The sequence below is a fragment of the Microbacterium sp. NPDC056044 genome (assembly GCF_042267145.1).
GTDB lineage: Bacteria > Actinomycetota > Actinomycetes > Actinomycetales > Microbacteriaceae > Microbacterium.
In genome coordinates, this window is the sequence record NZ_JBHJWZ010000004.1 from 397,070 (window position 1) to 415,760 (window position 18,691).

Annotated in this window: 20 protein-coding genes and 1 riboswitch; of the genes, 12 read left to right on the forward strand and 8 right to left on the reverse strand. The window is 70.5% G+C overall.

Annotated features, from left to right (window positions below):
• Positions 1–32: 32 nt before the first annotated feature.
• The gene (locus ACFC1I_RS13670; RefSeq protein WP_376010253.1) at positions 33–770 is read right to left on the reverse strand and encodes a PspA/IM30 family protein; all 738 of its coding nucleotides are present in this window, start codon (positions 768–770) and stop codon (positions 33–35) included.
• Between the two features lie 98 nt (positions 771–868).
• Complete coding sequence (locus tag ACFC1I_RS13675) at positions 869–2,899, reverse strand: TPM domain-containing protein (protein WP_376010256.1); 2,031 nt, start codon at positions 2,897–2,899, stop codon at positions 869–871.
• 217 nt (positions 2,900–3,116) lie between these two features.
• Here ACFC1I_RS13675 and ACFC1I_RS13680 point away from each other — a divergent pair, with 217 nt between their 5' ends.
• From ACFC1I_RS13680 to ACFC1I_RS13725, 10 genes are all read left to right on the forward strand, one after another.
• Positions 3,117–3,959: a DUF3097 family protein gene (locus ACFC1I_RS13680; protein WP_376010259.1), complete on the forward strand. Its 843-nt coding sequence runs from the start codon at positions 3,117–3,119 to the stop codon at positions 3,957–3,959.
• Between the two features lie 271 nt (positions 3,960–4,230).
• Complete coding sequence (gene trmB, locus ACFC1I_RS13685) at positions 4,231–4,896, forward strand: tRNA (guanosine(46)-N7)-methyltransferase TrmB (protein WP_376010876.1); 666 nt, start codon at positions 4,231–4,233, stop codon at positions 4,894–4,896.
• Between the two features lie 161 nt (positions 4,897–5,057).
• Positions 5,058–6,302 carry an MFS transporter gene (locus tag ACFC1I_RS13690; RefSeq protein WP_376010879.1) on the forward strand — a complete coding sequence of 415 codons (1,245 nt, stop codon included), beginning with the start codon at positions 5,058–5,060 and terminating at the stop codon, positions 6,300–6,302.
• A gap of 43 nt (positions 6,303–6,345) precedes the next feature.
• A complete protein-coding gene (locus ACFC1I_RS13695; RefSeq protein WP_376010261.1) occupies positions 6,346–7,287 on the forward strand; it encodes a type II CAAX prenyl endopeptidase Rce1 family protein in 942 nt (313 codons plus the stop codon).
• A gap of 54 nt (positions 7,288–7,341) precedes the next feature.
• A riboswitch (guanidine-III (ykkC-III) riboswitch) is annotated at positions 7,342–7,406 on the forward strand.
• A 9-nt stretch (positions 7,407–7,415) separates the two neighbouring features.
• Entirely contained in the window at positions 7,416–7,736 is a 321-nt protein-coding gene (locus ACFC1I_RS13700) for a DMT family transporter (protein ID WP_376010264.1), read from the forward strand.
• 324 nt (positions 7,737–8,060) lie between these two features.
• A complete protein-coding gene (locus ACFC1I_RS13705; RefSeq protein WP_376010266.1) occupies positions 8,061–8,894 on the forward strand; it encodes a mechanosensitive ion channel domain-containing protein in 834 nt (277 codons plus the stop codon).
• 59 nt (positions 8,895–8,953) lie between these two features.
• Positions 8,954–10,606: a SulP family inorganic anion transporter gene (locus tag ACFC1I_RS13710; protein WP_376010268.1), complete on the forward strand. Its 1,653-nt coding sequence runs from the start codon at positions 8,954–8,956 to the stop codon at positions 10,604–10,606.
• Positions 10,607–10,644: 38 nt separating this feature from the next.
• Complete coding sequence (locus tag ACFC1I_RS13715) at positions 10,645–12,516, forward strand: alkyl/aryl-sulfatase (RefSeq protein ID WP_376010269.1); 1,872 nt, start codon at positions 10,645–10,647, stop codon at positions 12,514–12,516.
• Between the two features lie 136 nt (positions 12,517–12,652).
• A complete protein-coding gene (locus ACFC1I_RS13720) occupies positions 12,653–13,123 on the forward strand; it encodes a hypothetical protein (protein WP_376010272.1) in 471 nt (156 codons plus the stop codon).
• 5 nt (positions 13,124–13,128) lie between these two features.
• On the forward strand, positions 13,129–14,106 hold the full coding sequence (locus ACFC1I_RS13725; protein ID WP_376010882.1) for a cation diffusion facilitator family transporter: 978 nt from the start codon (positions 13,129–13,131) through the stop codon (positions 14,104–14,106).
• A gap of 27 nt (positions 14,107–14,133) precedes the next feature.
• Here ACFC1I_RS13725 and ACFC1I_RS13730 read toward each other — a convergent pair whose 3' ends face one another.
• The 4 genes from ACFC1I_RS13730 to ACFC1I_RS13745 form a co-directional block, all read right to left on the reverse strand.
• Positions 14,134–14,397, reverse strand: a complete 264-nt coding sequence (locus ACFC1I_RS13730) for a hypothetical protein (protein ID WP_376010275.1) — start codon at positions 14,395–14,397, stop codon at positions 14,134–14,136.
• Between the two features lie 83 nt (positions 14,398–14,480).
• On the reverse strand, positions 14,481–14,819 hold the full coding sequence (locus ACFC1I_RS13735) for an ATP-dependent DNA ligase (protein ID WP_376010278.1): 339 nt from the start codon (positions 14,817–14,819) through the stop codon (positions 14,481–14,483).
• Between the two features lie 159 nt (positions 14,820–14,978).
• A complete protein-coding gene (locus ACFC1I_RS13740) occupies positions 14,979–15,662 on the reverse strand; it encodes a DUF6766 family protein (RefSeq protein ID WP_376010281.1) in 684 nt (227 codons plus the stop codon).
• A gap of 2 nt (positions 15,663–15,664) precedes the next feature.
• Positions 15,665–15,790 carry a hypothetical protein gene (locus ACFC1I_RS13745; RefSeq protein ID WP_376010284.1) on the reverse strand — a complete coding sequence of 42 codons (126 nt, stop codon included), beginning with the start codon at positions 15,788–15,790 and terminating at the stop codon, positions 15,665–15,667.
• A gap of 222 nt (positions 15,791–16,012) precedes the next feature.
• Here ACFC1I_RS13745 and ACFC1I_RS13750 point away from each other — a divergent pair, with 222 nt between their 5' ends.
• Positions 16,013–16,318 carry an NIPSNAP family protein gene (locus ACFC1I_RS13750; RefSeq protein WP_376010287.1) on the forward strand — a complete coding sequence of 102 codons (306 nt, stop codon included), beginning with the start codon at positions 16,013–16,015 and terminating at the stop codon, positions 16,316–16,318.
• Positions 16,319–16,434: 116 nt separating this feature from the next.
• Positions 16,435–17,352, forward strand: coding sequence for an NADP-dependent oxidoreductase (locus tag ACFC1I_RS13755; RefSeq protein WP_376010290.1), 918 nt, complete (start codon positions 16,435–16,437; stop codon positions 17,350–17,352).
• 57 nt (positions 17,353–17,409) lie between these two features.
• Here the strand turns inward: ACFC1I_RS13755 and ACFC1I_RS13760 are convergent, their stop codons facing one another.
• Together ACFC1I_RS13760 and ACFC1I_RS13765 are read right to left on the reverse strand one after the other, a co-directional pair.
• Positions 17,410–17,991: a VanZ family protein gene (locus ACFC1I_RS13760; protein ID WP_376010292.1), complete on the reverse strand. Its 582-nt coding sequence runs from the start codon at positions 17,989–17,991 to the stop codon at positions 17,410–17,412.
• Between the two features lie 365 nt (positions 17,992–18,356).
• Entirely contained in the window at positions 18,357–18,563 is a 207-nt protein-coding gene (locus ACFC1I_RS13765) for a hypothetical protein (RefSeq protein ID WP_376010295.1), read from the reverse strand.
• Between the last annotated feature and the right edge of the window lie 128 nt (positions 18,564–18,691).

Consider the following 18,691-nt stretch of genomic DNA (forward strand, 5'->3'; position numbering starts at 1 on the left):
GGATCCGGCGCCCCGGGGCGTGAGCGGTGGGCTCAGTTCTCGATCGCGGCCTGCACCGGGGTGCCGGTCTTCAGCGCGGCGAGGCGCGCCTCGACCTCGGTGAGCTCGCCGACGTCCTCGAGGGCGTTGAACTGCGCGTCGAGCGTCGACGCGGCAAGCTCCTGCTTGCCGGCGGCGAGGGCCTCCTGGCGGCGCACCTTGTCTTCGAAGCGGCCGAGCTCGCTGGTCGGGTCGAGCACGTCGATCGACTTGACGGCGTCGTGCACCTTGTTCTGGGCCTCGGCGGTCTTGGCGCGGGCGAGAAGCTCGGAGCGCTTGGCCTTCAGCTGCTCCAGCTTCTGCTTCATGCCATTGAGGCCCTCCTTCAGCTTGTCGACGACCTCGTTCTGCGTCGCGATCGTCGGCGCGATCGCCTTGGCCTCGTTCTCTTCGCTGATCTGGCGCTGCAGCGCGATCTTGGCGAGGTTGTCGAACTTGTCGGCGTCGGTCGTGTTGCCGGTCTTGCGCAGCTCGTCGGCCTTGCGGCTGGCGGCGAGGGCCTTGTTGCCCCACTCGGCGGCCGCCTGCACGTCCTCCTGGTGGTCGCGCTCGAGCAGGCGCAGGTTGCCGATGGTCTCGGCGATGGCCGACTCGGCATCGGCGATCGAGTTCGTGTAGTCGCGCACGAGCTGGTCGAGCATCTTCTGCGGGTCCTCAGCGGAGTCGAGGAGTGCGTTGATGTTCGCCTTCATGAGGGTCGAGATGCGACCGAAGATGGACTGCTTCGCCATCGGATTTCCTTCCTATCGGACTTCAGGTCTGGGTCGTGAGTCTGGTCTGGAGACGGATGCCGCGCCCTGCGCGCGCGGGCCGCTCCGTGGTGTCGGGGTCAGAAGCGGCCACCTCCTCGGCGGGCGCGCGTGCCGCCGCCTCCGAAGCTACCGGGTCGCATGCCGCCGGACGAGCGGCCTCCTCCGCCGCCGAGCATGCCGCCGAGGCCGCCGCCCGAGCCGCCGGAGGAGCGGCCGCCGCCGCCCAGCATGGAGTTGAGCACGATGCCGCCGAGAACAGCGCCGAGCATGCCGCCGCCGGACTGCCCGCCCTGCTGGCCGCCGCCGAACATGCCGCCCATTCCGCCGTCGAACGCACCGACGTCGTTCTGCGCGAGCTGGATCGCCTGCCCCGCGAGCTGGTCGGCGCGCTGCGCCTGCTGCATCGCCTGCTGCGGGTCGCTCGCCTGCAGCGCCTGCGCGCGGGCGAGCGAGGCGCCCGCTTCGGCGAGGCGCGTGCGGGCCTGGGCGCCGACGGCCCCGCGCCGCGCGGTGATGTAGTCCTCCGCTGCCGACACCTGCGCCTGCGCCTGCATCATGACCTGGCCGACCAACTGCCGCGCGCGCTGCGCCTGGGCCTCGGCATCCCGCACGCCCTGCACGAGCGTGTCGATCTGGGTGTTGGCGGCTTCGAGGCTCTGGAGAGCGAGGAGGGGGCGCTTGGCGCTGCCGGAGAGCTGGCTGCGGGCGGCGTCGAGCTGCTGCCTCGTCGTCGCGATGACGCCGGCGATCCGGCCGTCGGCGTCGGGGAGCGCGGAGGCCGCCGCGATGTCGGACTCGAGCTCGGCGACGAGGGCCGCGGCGTTCCGCTCGCCGTCGGCCAGATCCGTCGCGAGCTTGTCGATGGCGTTCTCGAGGAGCGTCGCCTGGCCGACGGCCTCTTCGGCGGCACGGATGCCGACCGCGGCCTCGCCGCCGTCGCCCGCGCCGATCGCGGCCTGCGCGGCGGTGAGCTGCTCGTCGGCGAACGCGAGGCGCTGTCGTGCCTGCTCGGGGTTGTCGACGACGGTCGCGAGGGCCTCCGGCGCGTACGCCGTCTCGAGGCTCTGCAGGCGGGACGTCGCCTGGGCGAGGGATGCCTCGGCCTTCGCCTTCGCGTCGTGCACACGCGCGAGGGCCTCGGGGGCGTTCTGCTCGAGCTTGCGCAGCTCGTCGAACGCGGCGGCCTTCTCGTCTAGCAGAGCGTTGGACGCCTCGCAGAGCGCGATGATCCGCTCGTTCCAGGCCCGCGTGTCCTGCTCGGAGTCGGGGATGTGGTCGTCGAGCTTCTGCTTGAGCCCGAAGGCCTCGTCGAGGCTCTGCTGCGCGGTCGCGAGCGCGGCCTCGAACTCGGTGGTCGCGGCATCCCCGAACTGCGCCTTCGCGAAGCCGAGCTCCTGCGCGCTGGTCTTGAGGGCGTCGTCGGTCTCGACGAGCAGCGATGACGCGCGTCGCTCGAGCTCTTCGATGCTGGGCTGCGGCGGGCCGGCGGGCCCGGTCGTTACGGCGCCCTTCTTGCGGCGCCGCAGGAAGATCACGAGCAGCACGATGCCGACCGCCACGACGACGACCACGAGCAGCCACGTGAGCCAGCTGCTGCCGACTGCGGCCGTGCCCGGCGTGCCGCTGCCGCCGCCCGCGGCGTCGGTGATGCCCGCCGCGGCGGCATCGACGGCGCCGAGCCAGTCGTCCTGCGCGAGCGCGGGCTGGATCTGCTGCTGCTCGATCGTCGCGAGCTGGTCTTCGGTCAGGGGTCCCGCGGAGTCGCCGGAGAGGTAGTACTGGCGACCGTCGGTCGCGACGGCCAGGAGGTACTGGGTCGTGCCGAGCCCGTTGTCACCGGCGGTCTGATTGGCCCAGTCCGCGGCGCTCGATGGATCGGTGAACTGATCGACGTACACGACCCAGAGATCGAGACCCGTGTCGGCCTTGAGCTGTTCGAGCCGGCTCTGCGCCTGGGTCTCCTCTGCCGGCGAGAGCACGTCAGCGTCGTCGAGCACGAAGCCCGCGCCGAGCGTGACCGGGGGAGTCGCGAGCGCCGCCCCACCGCCGATCGCCGTGACCGCCACCACCGCAGCAGACGCCAGCGCTGCAGCCCAACGCAGTCGCATCGATCCCCCTCTGGGACTCGGGTTCCCCTTCCCGCGAGTCTATTCAGCCGCGGGGATACGACGATAGCCCACGGCCCCGACGCCCCGGTGTGTTCGCCGAGAACGTACCGGGAGGGATGCTGCGGGCAGGCCGGGTGCGCCGTGTCGGGCGGGGGCGCGGGTCGCTGCCGGTCCGGCGGCCGGGTGCCGGGTAGCCTGGCCGATCCGGAGGAGGACCATGGACGATCGCTACGGCGCCGATGTGCTGGCCGCGGGCTGGAAGAGCCGCGGGGTTCGCGAGCTGCCGCGGGTGGCAGCATCCCGCGATCTCGTCGTCGAGGTGGCGGACGACGGCTTCTGCGGCGCCGTCGTCGGTGTGGCGGGCGGCATGGTGGAGCTCGAGGATCGCCTCGGCCGCCGCCGCCTCTTCCCGCTGGGCGCGGGCTTCCTCATCGACGGCAAGGACGTCGTGCTCGGCCCGCCGGCGCCTGCCGCCGCGCCCGCCGGACCCAGACGCACGGCCTCGGGGTCGTTCGCGACCGCCGCCTCGCGGGCCCGCGTCGCGCGCGCCAGCCGCATCCTCGTCGAGGGCCGGCACGATGCCGAGCTCGTCGAGAAGGTGTGGGGCGACGACCTGCGCGAGGAGGGCGTGGTCGTCGAGTACCTGCAGGGCATCGACCTGCTCGACGCCGCGCTCGACGAGGAGCCGCCCTCGGCGGAGCGCCGGTACGGCGTGCTCGTCGACCACCTCGTGCCGGGCTCGAAGGAGTCGCGCATCGCCGACGCCATCGCTCGCGGCCGGCACGGGAAGCACGTGCTCATCGTCGGCCACCCCTGGATCGACGTGTGGCAGTGCGTCACGCCCCGGGCCGTCGGCATCGAGCGCTGGCCCGAGGTGCCGCGCGGCATCGAGTTCAAGGTCGGCGTGTGCCGCGCGCTCGGCTGGCCCGCGCACGATCAGGCCGACATCGCCCGGGCATGGCAGCGCATCCTCGCGTCGGTGAAGACGTACCGCGACCTCGAGCCCGCCTTCCTCGGCCGCGTCGAGGAGCTCATCGACTTCGTCACGGTCCCGCAGTAGCCCGGCGTCCTCGCCCCGGGGTCCTCGACCCGACGTCCTCGCCCGCGCCGTCCTCGACCCGGCGTCCTCGCCCGCGGCGTCCTCGACCGCGAGAGTACAGCTGGTGGACGAGAGGTAGGGAACCAACCACCCTTTCGTCCACCAGCTGTACTCTCGCGGGAAATGTCGGGCGGCTGGGTAGCCTGGAGGGGTGACGAACCCTGCCACGCCTGCGCCCGAGCCCCGTACCTTCCGTGAGAAGCCGGTGTCATTCGTACGGCGCAGCGGCCGGATGTCGGAGGCCCAGGAGCGCGCCTGGAGCGAGCTGGCCCCGCAGTACGTCATCGAGGTGCCCCGCGACCGTGCGGCGACGAGCATCCTGCCCGACTCGGCGATCGACCCCGCGGCGGTGTGGGGGCGCGAGGCGCCGCTCGTCGTCGAGATCGGCTCGGGCCAGGGGCACGCCATCGTGCACGCCGCGACCTCGCGCCCCGACACCGACTTCCTCGCGATCGAGGTCTTCCGCGCGGGCCTGGCCCGCACCATGCTCGACGCCGACCGCGCGGGCGCGCAGAACCTGCGCCTCGTCGAGGCGAACGCGCCCGAGGTGCTGCAGCACCTGCTGCCCGAGGCATCCGTCGATGAGCTCTGGATCTTCTTCCCCGACCCGTGGCACAAGAAGAAGCACACCAAGCGGCGCCTGGTCGCGGAGGGCTTCGGCGCGATCGCCGCGCGTGCGCTGAAGGACGACGGGATGCTGCGGCTCGCGACCGACTGGGAGGACTACGCGCTGCAGATGCGCGAGGTCATGTCGTCGGCGCCGGACTTCGAGGCGGCGTTCGAGGGGGAGTGGGCGCCGCGCTTCGACGGACGTGTGCTCACCGCGTTCGAGCGCAAGGGCGCGCGCGTGGGACGCGACATCCGCGACCTGTCGTATCGCCGCGTCGCGAGGTCATGACCGGCCCCACCGAACCCCTCACCGGCCCCGTCCCGCTGCCGGGACCGCCGACCGAACCCGCGCCCGAGACCGACCCCGGCACCGACCCCGCGGCCGGGACCGACGCCGCAGCTGCCCCCGACCCGGGAGCCCCCGCGACGCCCCGCGACCCGTGGCGGTTCGTGCGTCCGCTCGGGCACCGCGACTTCCGGATGCTGTTCGGCGCCGTGGTGCTGTCGATCTTCGGCGCCGGCATGTGGGCAGTAGTCATGGTGTACACGGTCATCGGCGCGGGCGGCGGGCCCGTCGAGCTCTCGGCCGTCGCCGCGGCCAATGCGATCGGGCTGCTGGCATGCGCCATCCCGGGCGGCATCGCGGCCGACCGCGTTCCCCGCCGGCTGCTGCTGCGCGTCGTCGAGCTCGTGAACCTCCTCGCGATCACGTCGGTCGCGGTCGCCGGTGTGCTCGGCGTCGTGACGATCCCGCACCTCGCGATCGTGGCGTTCGTGATGGGCGCCGGCGCGGGCTTCTTCTTCCCGGCGTACAGCGCGATCCTGCCCCGCATCCTCCCGCCGGCGCAGCTGCTCGCCGCCAACGGGCTCGAAGGCGCCATCCGGCCCGCCTTGCAGCAGGCGGCGGGCCCGGCGGCCGCGGGCGTCATCGTCGCCGCGGTGCTCGCGCCCGCGCACGCGGCGTGGGGAGTGGTCGCCGCCCACGCGCTGGCGTTCGTGCTGCTGCTGTTCGTGCGCCCCGAGCCGCCCGCCGCGCCGGGCGAGGAGCATGAGGCGCCCGAGGGCGTGCGCGGCGTGCTGCACGACCTGCGCGAGGCCGTGACCTTCACGGTCCGCACCCCGTGGCTGTTGTGGACCCTGCTCTTCGCCACCGGCTGGGTGCTCGTGTTCGTCGGCCCCGAAGAGGTGCTGCTGCCCTTCGTCACGCGCGACCGCATCGGCGAGGACCCCCGGCTGTTCGGCTTCCTCCTCGCGATCTACGGCGTCGGCGGCGTGCTCGGCTCGATCGTGGTGTCATCGATGAAGCTGCCGCGACGGTACCTCACCGTGATGATGGGCGTGTGGGGCGTGAGCACGCTACCCTTCGCGATCGTCGGCATCACGCACCAGTACTGGCTGATGGCGCTGTGCCTCTTCCTCGTGGGCTTCGGGTTCAGTTACGGCAACGTCATCTGGGGCACGCTCCTGCAGCGCCGGGTGCCGCGCCACATGCTCGGCCGCATCTCGAGTCTGGACTTCTTCGTGTCGCTGGCGCTCATGCCACTGTCGATGGCGCTCGCGGGCCCCCTGGCCGCGGTCGTCCCGATCGAGGCGATCTTCATCGCCGCCGGTGTGATCCCGCTGATCCTCGGCGCGCTCGCCTACGTCGTCGCGCGCATGCCGAAGGATGAGATCGAGCATCCCCTCGACCACTGACCCCGACCCGACCCGACCCCGACACCCACCGGAGCCGCCGAGCATGCCCGCACATCCCGACGCCCCGCCCGCGCCGGCCGTCCGCACCTGGTCCTGGGGCCTCGCGCCCGCCCTCCTCGTCTGCCTCGCCGCACCCGCGTTCTTCGTCGTGCGCGTGCCGTGGCTCGGGTGGGTGCTGCTGGTCGCGGGCCTTGCGGTCGCCCTGCTGACGGAGCGGATGGATGCCTCGACCCGGCCGGAGACGCCGGCAGACAGCTGGGCCCACGCGCCCAGAGGCTCCGCGTGGCGCGCCAGCGCCGCGTGGAGGGGGCGTGGGGACCGTCCTCCCTCACTGCTGCGCGATCTCTCGCTCATCGCTGCGGGCCTGCTCGTCGTGAGCGCGATCCCGCTGAAGGCGGAGCTCGACAACCTCGCGATCCTGCGCTTCGCCCTCGCCCTCGGCGGCGCGGTCGCGGTGCCGTACGTGATCTCGCGCTGGGTGTACCGGGATCGGGCGATCCGCTTCCCGTGGCGCGGCGGCGGCCGGTGGACGAGGTTCCAGTGGACGTGGCTCATCGCCGTGCTGCTGCTCGGCTGGCTGATCCTGCCGTTCTACTTCATCACTTCGGGTGTCTACCTCAACTGGCCCGTCGTCGACACCCCCGAGCTCATCGCGCGCCTGTTCGTCGGCGTCGGCGCAGTCGGCATCTGGGACGAGCTCTTCTTCATCTGCACCTGCTTCGCGCTGTTGCGGCGGCACTTCCCGTTCTGGCAGGCGAACGTGCTGCAGGCGGTGGTGTTCGTGTCGTTCCTGTGGGAGCTCGGCTACCAGGCGTGGGGGCCGCTGCTCACCATCCCGTTCGCGCTGCTGCAGGGCTTCATCTTCATGAAGACGCGCTCGCTCACGTACGTCGTGACGGTGCACCTGCTGTTCGACGCTGTCGTGTTCCTCGTGCTCGTGCACGCCCACAACCCGGGCATGCTCGACTGGCTGTTCTTCGTCTGAGCGGGCGGCCGACGCCTGCCCAGGCCCTGCCCAGGGCCTGGGGGTAGGGTGGCACGAGGATCCCCGACCGGATCCCCGGACGACGGATCAGTACCCGGTACGCGACAAGACTGGCCAGGAGCACTGTCATGTCGTGGGTCATCCTCATCCTCTCCGGCGTCCTCGAGGCCGTCTGGGCCACCGCGCTCGGCAAGAGCGAGGGCTTCACCAAGCTGTGGCCGACCGTCATCTTCGGCGTCGCGCTCGTCGCCAGCATGGGCGGACTCGCCTGGGCGATGCGCGACATCTCCACCGGCACCGCCTACGCCGTGTGGGTCGGCATCGGCGCGTCGCTGACCGTCGCCTACGCGATGATCACGGGCGACGAGTCGTTCTCGTTCGTCAAGATGCTGCTGATCCTCGGCCTCGTCGGCTGCGTCGTCGGGCTGAAGCTCGTCGGACACGAGTGACTTCGGGGGACGGATGCTGCGACCCTGCGAACGACGCGGGGGCGCAGCATCCTTCATCCTCAACTTCACATCGAGATGACTTCCTCGTGAACTCTTGACGGGGGCGGTGGCGAGGAGGACATTCGATCTTGCGAAGAGAAAACGGAGACGTAAGGCCCGAAAGGACCCGGAACACGGAAACCCAACATCGCATTGACGATCCCCCCGGCGCTTCGGCACCGAGGGGATCATCGCTTTGCGCCCGGCGTCGTCGGGGCTCTCGTTCGAAGCCGGGGCCCCGGCGAGGCTCGCGCGGCGCGCGCACCCCGCTCGTATTCTGACGACGTGGATTTCAGCCAGTTCCTGAGCACGCCGATCACGTGGTGGCAGGTGCTGTGGGCGATCGTGGCATTGCTCGCGGGGTGGATCGCGTCGCGCATCGCCAAGCGCGCCGTCACCGACCTCATGAGCCATGTGCCGACGGCGACCCCCGCGGCGACCCGCTTCGCCGCCCGGTTCGCGCAGTACACGCTGCTGCTCGTCGGCTTCGGGATCGCCCTCGCGTTCCTGGGCGCCAACGTGCAGCCGGTGCTGGCCGTCGTGATCGTGCTGGTCGTCGTCGCGGCACTGGTGCTGCGCGGCGTCGCCGACAACTTCGCCGCGAGCGTGCTCATCGCGACCCGCAAGCCTGTGGTGCTCGGCGAGGAGATCACCGTCGAGGGTCCTGACGGCAAGCCGATCACCGGCACCGTCATCGAGCTCAACTCGCGCGCGGTCGTCTTCACCACCCCGGACGGGCGTACCGCGCACGTGCCGAACTCGAAGCTGCTCGCAGAGACGCTCGTCAACAACTCGCGCCACGGCGGCAGGCGCAGCGAGGTGCAGGTGCGCGTCGAGCGAGCCGGAGCCGCGGTCGACGAGGTCGTCGGGGCGCTCGCCGAGGCCGCGGCCGCCGCCGAGGGCGTGCACGCCGATCCGGCGGTCGGCGTGCTGGTCACCGCCGTGTCGGAGAGACGCATCACCGCACGCGTGCAGTTCTGGCACGATCCCGTGCGCGGCCTCACGGTCACCTCCGGCGTGGTCGCCGCCGTCACGCGAGCGCTGGCGCAGCGCGGGTGGACCTCGACGGTGACGAGCGAGGCGGTCGTTCCGCCACTCGTGCCGGGCGATCCGGTCTGACGACCGGCATCCATGCCAAGGTGGACACGACTGTGTCCCCACGGATCCCAGGAGCAGGAATGCAGCGACCCCTCGCCGGCCTGACCAGGCGGAATCTCGTCACCGAGCTCACCGCGGGCGTCACGCTCCTGGCCATCGCGATCCCGCTCAACATCGGGTACGCGCAGATCGCGGGGCTGCCGGCGACGGCAGGGCTGTACGCCCTCATCGTGCCGACGATCGTCTATGCGCTCGTGGTGTCGTCGCGCCAGCTCGTGGCGTCACCGGATGCGGCGGCCGCCGCACTCGTCGCCTCGTCGATCGGGGGCCTCGCCACCGCGGGCAGCGCCGACTACGCGACGCTCGCGCTCGCGCAGGCGATCATCTGCGGCATCATGTTCGTGCTGATGGCGGTGTTCAAGCTCGGCTTCCTCGCGAACTTCCTCTCGAAGCCGATCCTCATCGGCTTCGTCGGGGGACTGGCGCTCGACATCCTGGTCAGCCAGATCGCGAAGATGCTCGGGGTCAAGATCGACTCGGGCGGCGAGTTCGTCGACAAGGTGTTCGGGCTCGTGTCGAACCTCGAGACGATCAACGCGTGGTCGCTGGCGATCTCGGCCGTGTCGGTCGCGGTGCTGCTGCTCGGCGCGCGGTTCCTGAAAGCCGTGCCGTGGGCGCTCGTCGTGCTCATCCTCTCCACGCTGCTCGTCGTGCTCACCGGACTCGATCAGCGGGGCGTCGACGTACTGGGCGAGGTGCCCGCCGGGCCGCCCACGCTCACGTGGCCGGTCATCGACTGGCAGATGTGGCTCGCCCTCATCCCGTCGGCGATCGCGCTCACGCTCGTCACCACCGCCGAGGGCCTCCTCGTCTCGCGCTCATACGGCGAGAAGCACGGCTACCCGTTCCACGCGAACCGCGACCTGCTCGCCTTCGGCCTCGGCAACATCGCCGCCGGCGCCCAGGGCAGCTTCTCGATGGGCTCCTCCACTTCGCGCACCGCCGCGATGGATCAGGCGGGCTCGCGCACCCAGCTCCCGTCCCTCGTGCTTGCGGTCGGAACACTGCTGCTCCTGCTCTTCGGCACCGCGCTGCTCGCCGACATCCCGTCGCCCGCCATCGGCGCCGTCGTCGGCGTCGCCATCCTGCCGCTGCTCGGCATCCGCGAGTTCCGCCGCCTGTGGCGCCAGGATCGCTTCGAGTTCGCCATCGGCGCGGTGTGCTTCCTCGTCACGCTCTTCGTCGGGGCGATCCCCGGCATCGTCGTGGCGTTCGTGCTGGCCCTCATCAACCTCGCCAAGCGTGCCGCGAACCCCGCGATCGACGTGCTCGCGGCCGACGACGACGCGAAGCAGTCGCTGCTCGAGGACGCCGCGGCCGGCGCGACGACGGCGCCGGGCGTCGTCGTCGTGCGGATGGCGGCGCCGCTGTTCTTCGCGAACGGCGCCGTCTTCTCCACCGCCGTGAAGCGCGCGGTGACCGGCGCCGACGAGCCGGTCGCGCATGTCGTCATCGACATGGAGGCGGTGACCGACATCGACGTGACGGGCGCCGAGGCGTTCGAGGCGCTCGAGGAATGGCTCAGCGATCAGGGCGTGGGCCTGGCGTTCAGCCGGGTGCGCGTGCCCACGAAGGCACGCCTCGAGGAGCTCGGACTGCTGTCGGGGCAGACGTTCTACGCGACCAACCGCGAGGCCGTCGCGGCTCTCGAAGCACCCGCGCCGCGGGACTGAAGACCACGGCCGCCGGGGCCGGGACGAAGGGAAAGACCATGCAACAGCGGGAACCGGAAGCATCGATCCGCGCGGCGCACGCCGCAGCACTCGGATCGCTGCCGTTCGACGACGTCGCCGACATCGCCGCCGCAGAGCGCGGATTCGTCGGCACGCTCGACGACCCGAAGATCCGGAACGACGAGGGCGACGTGGTCTGGGATGCGTCGACGTACCACTTCGTCGAGGGCGACGCGCCGGACTCAGTCAACCCGAGCCTCTGGCGCCAGTCGAAGCTCGTCGCCAAGCACGGACTGTTCGAGGTCGTCCCGGGCCTGTACCAGGTGCGGGGCCTCGACCTGTCGGTGATGTCGTTCATCGAGGGCGACACCGGCGTGATCGTGGTCGACCCGCTGATCTCGGTGGAGACGGCGGCTGCCGCGCTGGCGCTGTACCGCCAGCACCGCGGCGACCGCGCCATCCACGCGGTGATCCACTCGCACAGCCACATCGACCACTTCGGCGGCGTGCTCGGCATCGTCAGCCAGGACGACGTCGCGTCGGGCGCGGTGCAGATCGTCGCGCCCGAGGGGTTCCTCGAGCATTCGGTCGCCGAGAACGTGTACGCGGGAACCGCGATGGCGCGTCGGGCCGGCTACATGTACGGCGCGGCGCTCGAGCGCGGGCCGAAGGGACAGGTGGGCGCAGGACTCGGGCAGACCACCTCCACCGGCAACCCGACCATCCTCCCGCCGACCCTCGAAGTCACGACGACCGGCGAGACGCACACCATCGACGGCGTCGAGTTCGACTTCCAGATGGCGCCCGGCACCGAGGCGCCTTCCGAGATGCACTTCTACCTGCCGCGCTACCGCGCGCTGTGCATGGCCGAGAACGCCACGCACACGCTTCACAACCTGCTGACGCTGCGCGGCGCGGTGGTGCGCGACCCGCACGTGTGGTCGCAGTACCTCACCGAGGCGATCGAGCGCTACGGCGACGAGGTCGAGGTGGTGTTCGCCTCGCACCACTGGCCGACGTGGGGCAACGACGAGATCCGGGCGTTCCTCGCGATTCAGCGCGACCTCTACGGCTACCTGCACGACCAGACGCTGCGGCTGCTCAACCAGGGCTACAACGGCGCCGAGATCGCCGAGATGATCGAGCTGCCGCCCGCGCTCGAGGCCTCGTGGAGCACCCACGGCTACTACGGGTCGGTCAGCCACAATGTGAAGGCGATCTACCAGCGCTACATGGGCTGGTTCGACGGCAACCCGGCACGCCTGTGGCCCCACCCGCCGCAGGCGCTCGCCGAGCGCTACGTGTCGGCGATCGGCGGCGTCGACCGCGTCGTCGAGGTCGCGCAGGAGGCGTTCGATGCCGGCGACTACCGCTGGGCGGCGACGCTGCTCGATCACGCCGTCTTCGCCGACGCCGGCCACGACGCGGCGCGCGTCCTGTACGCCGACACGCTCGAACAGCTGGCATACGGCGCGGAGAACGGCACCTGGCGCAACTTCTTCCTGTCAGGCGCCACCGAGCTGCGGGAGGGCAACTTCGGCACGCCGACGCAGACGGCTGCGCCGCTGATCATCGCCCAGCTCACGCCGGAGCAGCTCTTCGACGCCGTCGCCATCCGCGTCAACGGCCCGAAGGCGTGGGATCTCGACCTGTCGCTCGACGTGACGCTCACCGACCTCGACCGCAGCTTCCACCTGACGCTCCGCAACGGCGTGCTGGTCTACGTCGAGCGCGACGCCGATCAGGCCACGCCGCTGCAGCTCACGCTGTCGAAGCCGCGCCTGATCCGGCTCGCGGGCGGCGACACCGACTCGGACGGCATCGAGGTGCGCGGCGACGCCGGCGTGCTGACGCAGATCCTCGGCGTGCTCGACCAGGGCGACCCCGACTTCGAGATCGTCCTGCCGTAGCCTGCGGCACCACCGATCGCCGGCTCCGCGCACCGCGGCGTCGGCGATCGGCGCTTGTACGCCGTGCGAGTTAGCAGGCACCGGGCAGGGGGTCAAGGCGGTCCCGGCCATCGTGCGCCGGGGCGAGACTCTGGACATGAGCCGGTGGCGACGCGCATGGAGCGTGCCCTTGCTGATACTGACGCTGTGCATCGCGGGTTGCGGCTTCACAGTGCCGAGCGATCCGCAGGGCACGCTCGACCGGGTGCGCGGCGGCGAGCTGCGGGCGGGCGCGTCGGCTTCCGGCGAGCTCGTGACCGTCGACGGCTCGAAGGTCGGCGGTTCGCTCGCCGAACTCGTGGAGGCCTTCGCACAGTCCATCGACGCGAAGGTCGCGTGGACGGTCGGCAGTGAGGAGGACCTCGTCGACGGGCTCGAGGCAGGCGACCTCGATCTGGCGATCGGCGGCATGACCGACGCGACCCCGTGGTCGACGCGGGTGGCGGTCACCCGCGGGTACGACTCGATCCCCGGGGCGAAGGCGCCCGTCGTGGTGCTGCTGCCGCTCGGCGAGAACGCGTGGCAGGCGGCCATCGAGGGCTACCTCGACAAGGAGGCGGCCCGGTGAAGACGATGGGACGCACCGACCTTCCCGCGGCGCAGCAGAAGGCGCTCCGCAGCGCGATCCGCTGGGAGTGGTTCACCATCGGCTACAGCATCGTCACCATCGGGCTCATCGCGCTCGTCGTGGGCGGCTCGCAGGCCATGAAGACCGCGTGGATCGAGGACATGCTGTCGGTGATCCCGCAGATCTCGTTCCTCGTCGCGCTGATCTTCATCCGGCGGGCGCCGAGCCGGGCCTTCCCGTTCGGGCTGCACCGCGTCATGGGCGTCGGCCATCTCGTCGCGGGGGTGGCGCTGCTGGCAGTCGGCGGCAACCTCGCGTACGAGGCGATCAGCAACCTGGTGCGGGCGGAGCACCCCTCGATCGGCACGGTCGTCGTATTCGGGCAGACGATCTGGCTGGGCTGGTTCATGGTCGTCGTCATGACCGTCACCGTCATCGGCCCGTTCTTCTACGGGCACGCGAAGGCCAAGCTGGCCCCGAAGCTGCACAACAAAGTGCTCTACGCCGACGCCGACATGGCCAAGGCCGACTGGACATCGACCGTGGCGTCGATCGTCGGCGTGCTCGGCGTCGGCATCGGGCTGTGGTGGCTCGACGGCGCAGCCGCCCTGTTCATCTCGGCGGGGATCATCTGGGACGGCTGGCGCAACAGTCGTGCCGCCGTCCGGGACCTCATCGACCAGCGCGCCCGCACCGAGGACGACGCGCGACCGCACCCGCTCATCGCGCGCATCGCCGACCGCGTCGAGGAGTTCGGGTGGGTCCGCGAGACCGCCGTGCGCATGCGCGACATGGGGCAGGTGTTCCACGTGGAGGTGTTCGTCGTGCCGCGCACCGACGAGGTGCGTCTCGAACAGATCGAGGAGGCACGCGACGCCGTGATCCATCTGGACTGGAAGGTGCAGGACGTCGTCGTGATCCCCACGGCGTCGCTCCCGGACGAGGCTGAGCCGGCCCGGCAGCCGTCGTCGACGGACGCCTGAGGCGCAGCATCCGTCATCGTTCATCCGTCACCCGGCGACAGGCGGCCCGCCCGCCGACCAGACCTGGTCGGCGGCGAGGGGAGGCGACTCGTCGGGGATGGGCACGATCGCGAGCGGCACCCCCGGCGTCACGAGAAGGTACGCCGTGCGCATCATGCCTTCGCCGTCATTCACCTCGAGCCAGTGCACCCCGCCTGCGAGGCCGCCCTCGACTTCGCGGCGCAGGTCTTCGAGACGACGCCCGCCCACGCTGTAGTGCTCACCGCCGTAATAGATGTCGATCCTCTTCATCGCCGCTCCCGTCGTGATCAGCCCATCCCCGCGCCGCGGTCGGTTCGGCGCCTATCGTCTCTGACAACCGCGGACGTTCGGGTTCAGTCGGCGGCTTCCTGCCCCTCGTGGTCGGGCGAGACCGGCATCGCCGGCTCCGGCACCAGGTACAGCCCGGTGGACGAGTTCGCGGTGTAGGCGAGTGCGTCGATCCAGGCAGGGTTCAGCTGCGGTTTGCGGCTGCCGTAGAACTTGTAGACGAGGGCGCATCGCGGGTGGATCCAGACCGTCGTCCGGCCGTCGCCGATGCTGGCGTCGTCGCGCCACGTGAAGTGGAACGGCTCGCCGCGGCGCAGCTTCGTGCCGATCACGAGTTGCAGGTGCGCGAGTGTCCGGTCGTCGAAGTCGACCTTGACGGTGCCTTCGTAGATCAGCTTGCCCATCGTGGGCCTCCGGACGGAGATGCCGGCGAAACGAAGCGCGGGGCGCAAGAAGGGGGGACGTCGATCAACTCCGCCTCCGATGATCCTCCGCGGAACTCCGGCGTCCTAGGCCTTGACAGGACGCGGACCGGGTGCGAGGACGGCGCGCCGCGGGAGCGGTCAGTCGCTGCCCACGGACGATTCACGATGCGGCGCTCCGACCCGCTTGGACTCGCTGGACCCGCGCTGACGCAGGAAGATCGACAGCGCGATCATCGCGCCCACCGCCAGGAACTCGGACTGCCAGTTCTGCAGTGTCCGGTTCCAGAAGTCGGGGGAGCCGAGATACTCCAGCCACGTGATCGCCGGCACGCCGTGCTCGGCGTTCTCCGCATTCATCACGACCGTGCCGGCGAGCGACTGCGCCAGCCACGACAGCACGAAAACCGCACCCATCACGAGCAGCAGCGAGTTCGAGAAGATCGTGAGACGGATGCCGCGCACCCGCGCCCACGCGGGGGAGTCCGGTCGTGCGTGCTCGGCGACGAGCTGGTCCTCGTCGCTGCCCGGCCCCTCATCGCCCGGCTTCTTCGACTCGGGCGAGCCGCGCTGCACGAGCCAGATGGTCGCGGCGATGAACAGGGTGAACTGCAGGAACTCGGACTGCCAGTTCTCGGCGACGTCGACGACGAAGTCCGATGACGTCAGGTAGGCGCCGAACGCGAGCGGGGCGAGCCCGTGCTGCTGCAGCCGTTCGTTGCTCTCCAGGAACCCCGCGATCGACTGGCCGGCGAGGGCGAGGAGGAACAGCGCGCCGAAGGCCAGGCTCAGCGCGTTATCGCGGAGCGGGCGGATCTGGCGCATGATCAGCGCCCGACCAGCGGGATGGTGATCATGTACGCGAGGCCGGCCGCGAGGAACACGATCCACGACCAGAACACGATCGCCTCGCCGCGCGTGTCGTCCTTCTCGTCGGGTGTGGAATCGACCATGTCCGGCTCCTCTCGTGCGGGCGAGCATCACGTGATGAGTCACAGGCTCCGTCTGTGCCGGGCGCGGAGGAACGGGCTTGACAGGTTGCCCGGGACGACCCGCGAGGCTCTGCCAACTTCTCGAGCTTTCTCCGCCAGCTTTGCGCGCGGGCCCCTCGATCGTCGTCCGTCCGGCTTCCCATCCGTGAGACTCGTGGGTACGGCTGAGCGCAAAGGACTTCGATGATCACTGTTCATCTTCGCTACGAGATCGATCCCGACAAGCTCGACGAGTTCACCGAGTACGGCCGAGCATGGATCCGCCTCGTCAACAAGCTCGGCGGCACCCACCATGGGTACTTCATGCCCAGCGAGGGCGACAGTGACGAGGCGTTCGCGCTGTTCACCTTCCCGTCGCTCGCGGAATATGAGGTCTACCGGAACGCCTCGAAATCGGATCCGGAGTGCCAGGAGGCGTTCGCGCTCGCGCGAGCCACCGGGTGCATCCGTCGCTACGAGCGTCGATTCCTCTCTCCCGTCTTCTCTTGACGGTCGGCGGCCTCCTCGTTGCGTGCGAACCCGCAGCCGTGCAGGGTGGCAGAGGATCACGGAAGGCGCGAGGGATCAGCCCGGGCGCACACGGCCCGCGGACATGGAGGTAGCGAGTGAAAGCGATTATCGCGACGGATCGGTCCGCGGAGGCGGCCGGCATCACGCTCACGGACGTGCCGGAGCCGTCGCCGGCGATCAATGACGTGGTCGTCGAGGTGCACGCGTCCGGATTCGTGCCGGCGGAGTGGGAGTGGTCCTCGACGTGGGTCGATCGGTCGGGTCACGAGCGGGCTCGCCCCATCATCGGTCACGAGTTCGCCGGGGTGGTCACCGCGCTCGGCTACGGCACGACGGGCCTCTCGGTCGGGCAGCGCGTGTTCGGCATCACGGACTGGCATCGCGACGGCACCCTGGCCGAGTACGCGGCCGTGGAGTCGCGCAACCTCGCTCCGCTACCGGGAGACGTCGCCTTCACCGTCGGCGCCGGCCTCCCGATCTCCGGGCTGACGGCGTGGCAGGGCCTCTTCCCGCACGGACGACTCCAGCCCGGCCAGACGGTCCTCGCCCACGGCGCCGCTGGTGCTGTCGGAGCATTCGTCACACAGCTCGCGCGCGAGTTCGGCGCCTACGTCATCGGTACCGGGCGCGGAAAGGACCGACAGGCGGCGCTCGACCTCGGCGCCCACGAGTTCCTCGATCTGGACACCGAGGACCTCGCCGACATCGGTGGGGTGGACGTCGTCTTCGATGTCATCGGCGGAGAGGTCCAGGAGAAGTCCGCCCGCCTCATCCGCCCCGGAGGGACGCTCGTGTCCGTCGTGGGCCCCGTCGAGGCTCATCCGGTCGACGGGCGGGCCATCGACTTCGTCGTGGAATCCATCCCCGAGCAGTTGACCCAGATCGCCCGACGGGTGCGCGACGGTCGCCTGCGCCCGCACATCGGCACGATCGCCTCCCTCGAGGACGCGGTCACCGCGCTCCACCCCGCCACCCGCCGACACGGCAAGACGGTCACCCGCCTGCGCGCGTGATGCTTGCAGGGGTGGGCCGGGCGGACTGCGTCAGTCCGCACGCCGACGAGCCCGGGTTCACCGCCCCGGGTTCGTGCGTTCCACGACGACGTCGGGCTGCGGCCCGTAGTGGAGCGGCGACACGACGAACGCGACCGCGGCAGCGAGTGCGAGCGCGCTGACGATCACGCAGACCCGCGTCATGACGGCGGCCGTGCGCTCGCCGGCGCTTCGGCGCACGGCGAGGAAGACCGCCCACCCGACGAGGGCGCCGGCCGTGTTGACGACAAGGTCGGTGGTGTCGAAGCTGCCCGTCGAGATGAGGTGCTGAACCGTCTCGAGCAGGAGGCTCGCGCCGAGCGCGGCGACACCCGCCCTCCACCACGACCATGTCGGTGCGAGCGCGCCGATGAACAGGCCGAACGGCACGAAGAGCACGAGGTTGATGAGCAGTTCGGCCGGCGCGCTCGCCCCGGCATCGCCGCTCGGCGCGAACGGGACGAGCTTGATCGGCCGGGCGAGCCCCGCGGCGTCACCGATCCATGGCACCTCGAGCTTCCAGAGCACGACCCACGTCAGGAGCGCCAGGTACACCGCGAAGGCGACGATCACCATGACGCGCGCGCGGCCCGACAGGCGCGCCGTGGGCGAAGAGGTCACACGTCATCCTCTCGCGAGAAAGCAGAAGGACCGTGAGTCCTGATGACCCACGGTCCTCTGCTACTTGTGGTGGTGGTGCCCCCGACAGGAATCGAACCTGCGACCTTTGGTACCGGAAACCTCATTCGGGCCGCGTGGACCGCGTCGCCATCGTCAAAAACAGCCAAATTACGGGGAAGTTTGACCGGTCTCGATCCGGCCAATCCACCCCGATCTTCGCGAACTGTTGTCAAAATGTTGTCACGCTGGCGGCGCGCTTTTGCCGCACTCGATGCAGGGCTGGCTCGAGGTGAAGCTGGGCGGCGATTCTGCGTCGCACTTGCGAACCGAGCTGCCTGCTGCCGGGCGGACTCCGGCATTAGTGTTCAGCCCTGATCGCTCTCCATCGCAGGGTCATCGTCGACGAGCACTTCGTCCAGGATCAGGTCCTGGTTGCCCATGGCAGGTCCGACGTCGGGGATGACATCAGGGTCGTCCTTCGGTGAGCCTTCGGTGGGCCGAGCGGAGCCATCCTCGGTGGACGGTTCGACAGGCTGGCCGGTGTCGGGGTCGATCGGTGCGTTCGTGGACATCATTGCTCCTCACGTGGTCGGTAGCAGAGGATGCCGCGCAGCCGATCGGCGGCACCAGTGCCTTGACTCGCATCTGGCACGGAGGTAGCTTCCGCGCCGGTTGTCAACGGGGGCGGGAGTTGTCGCTT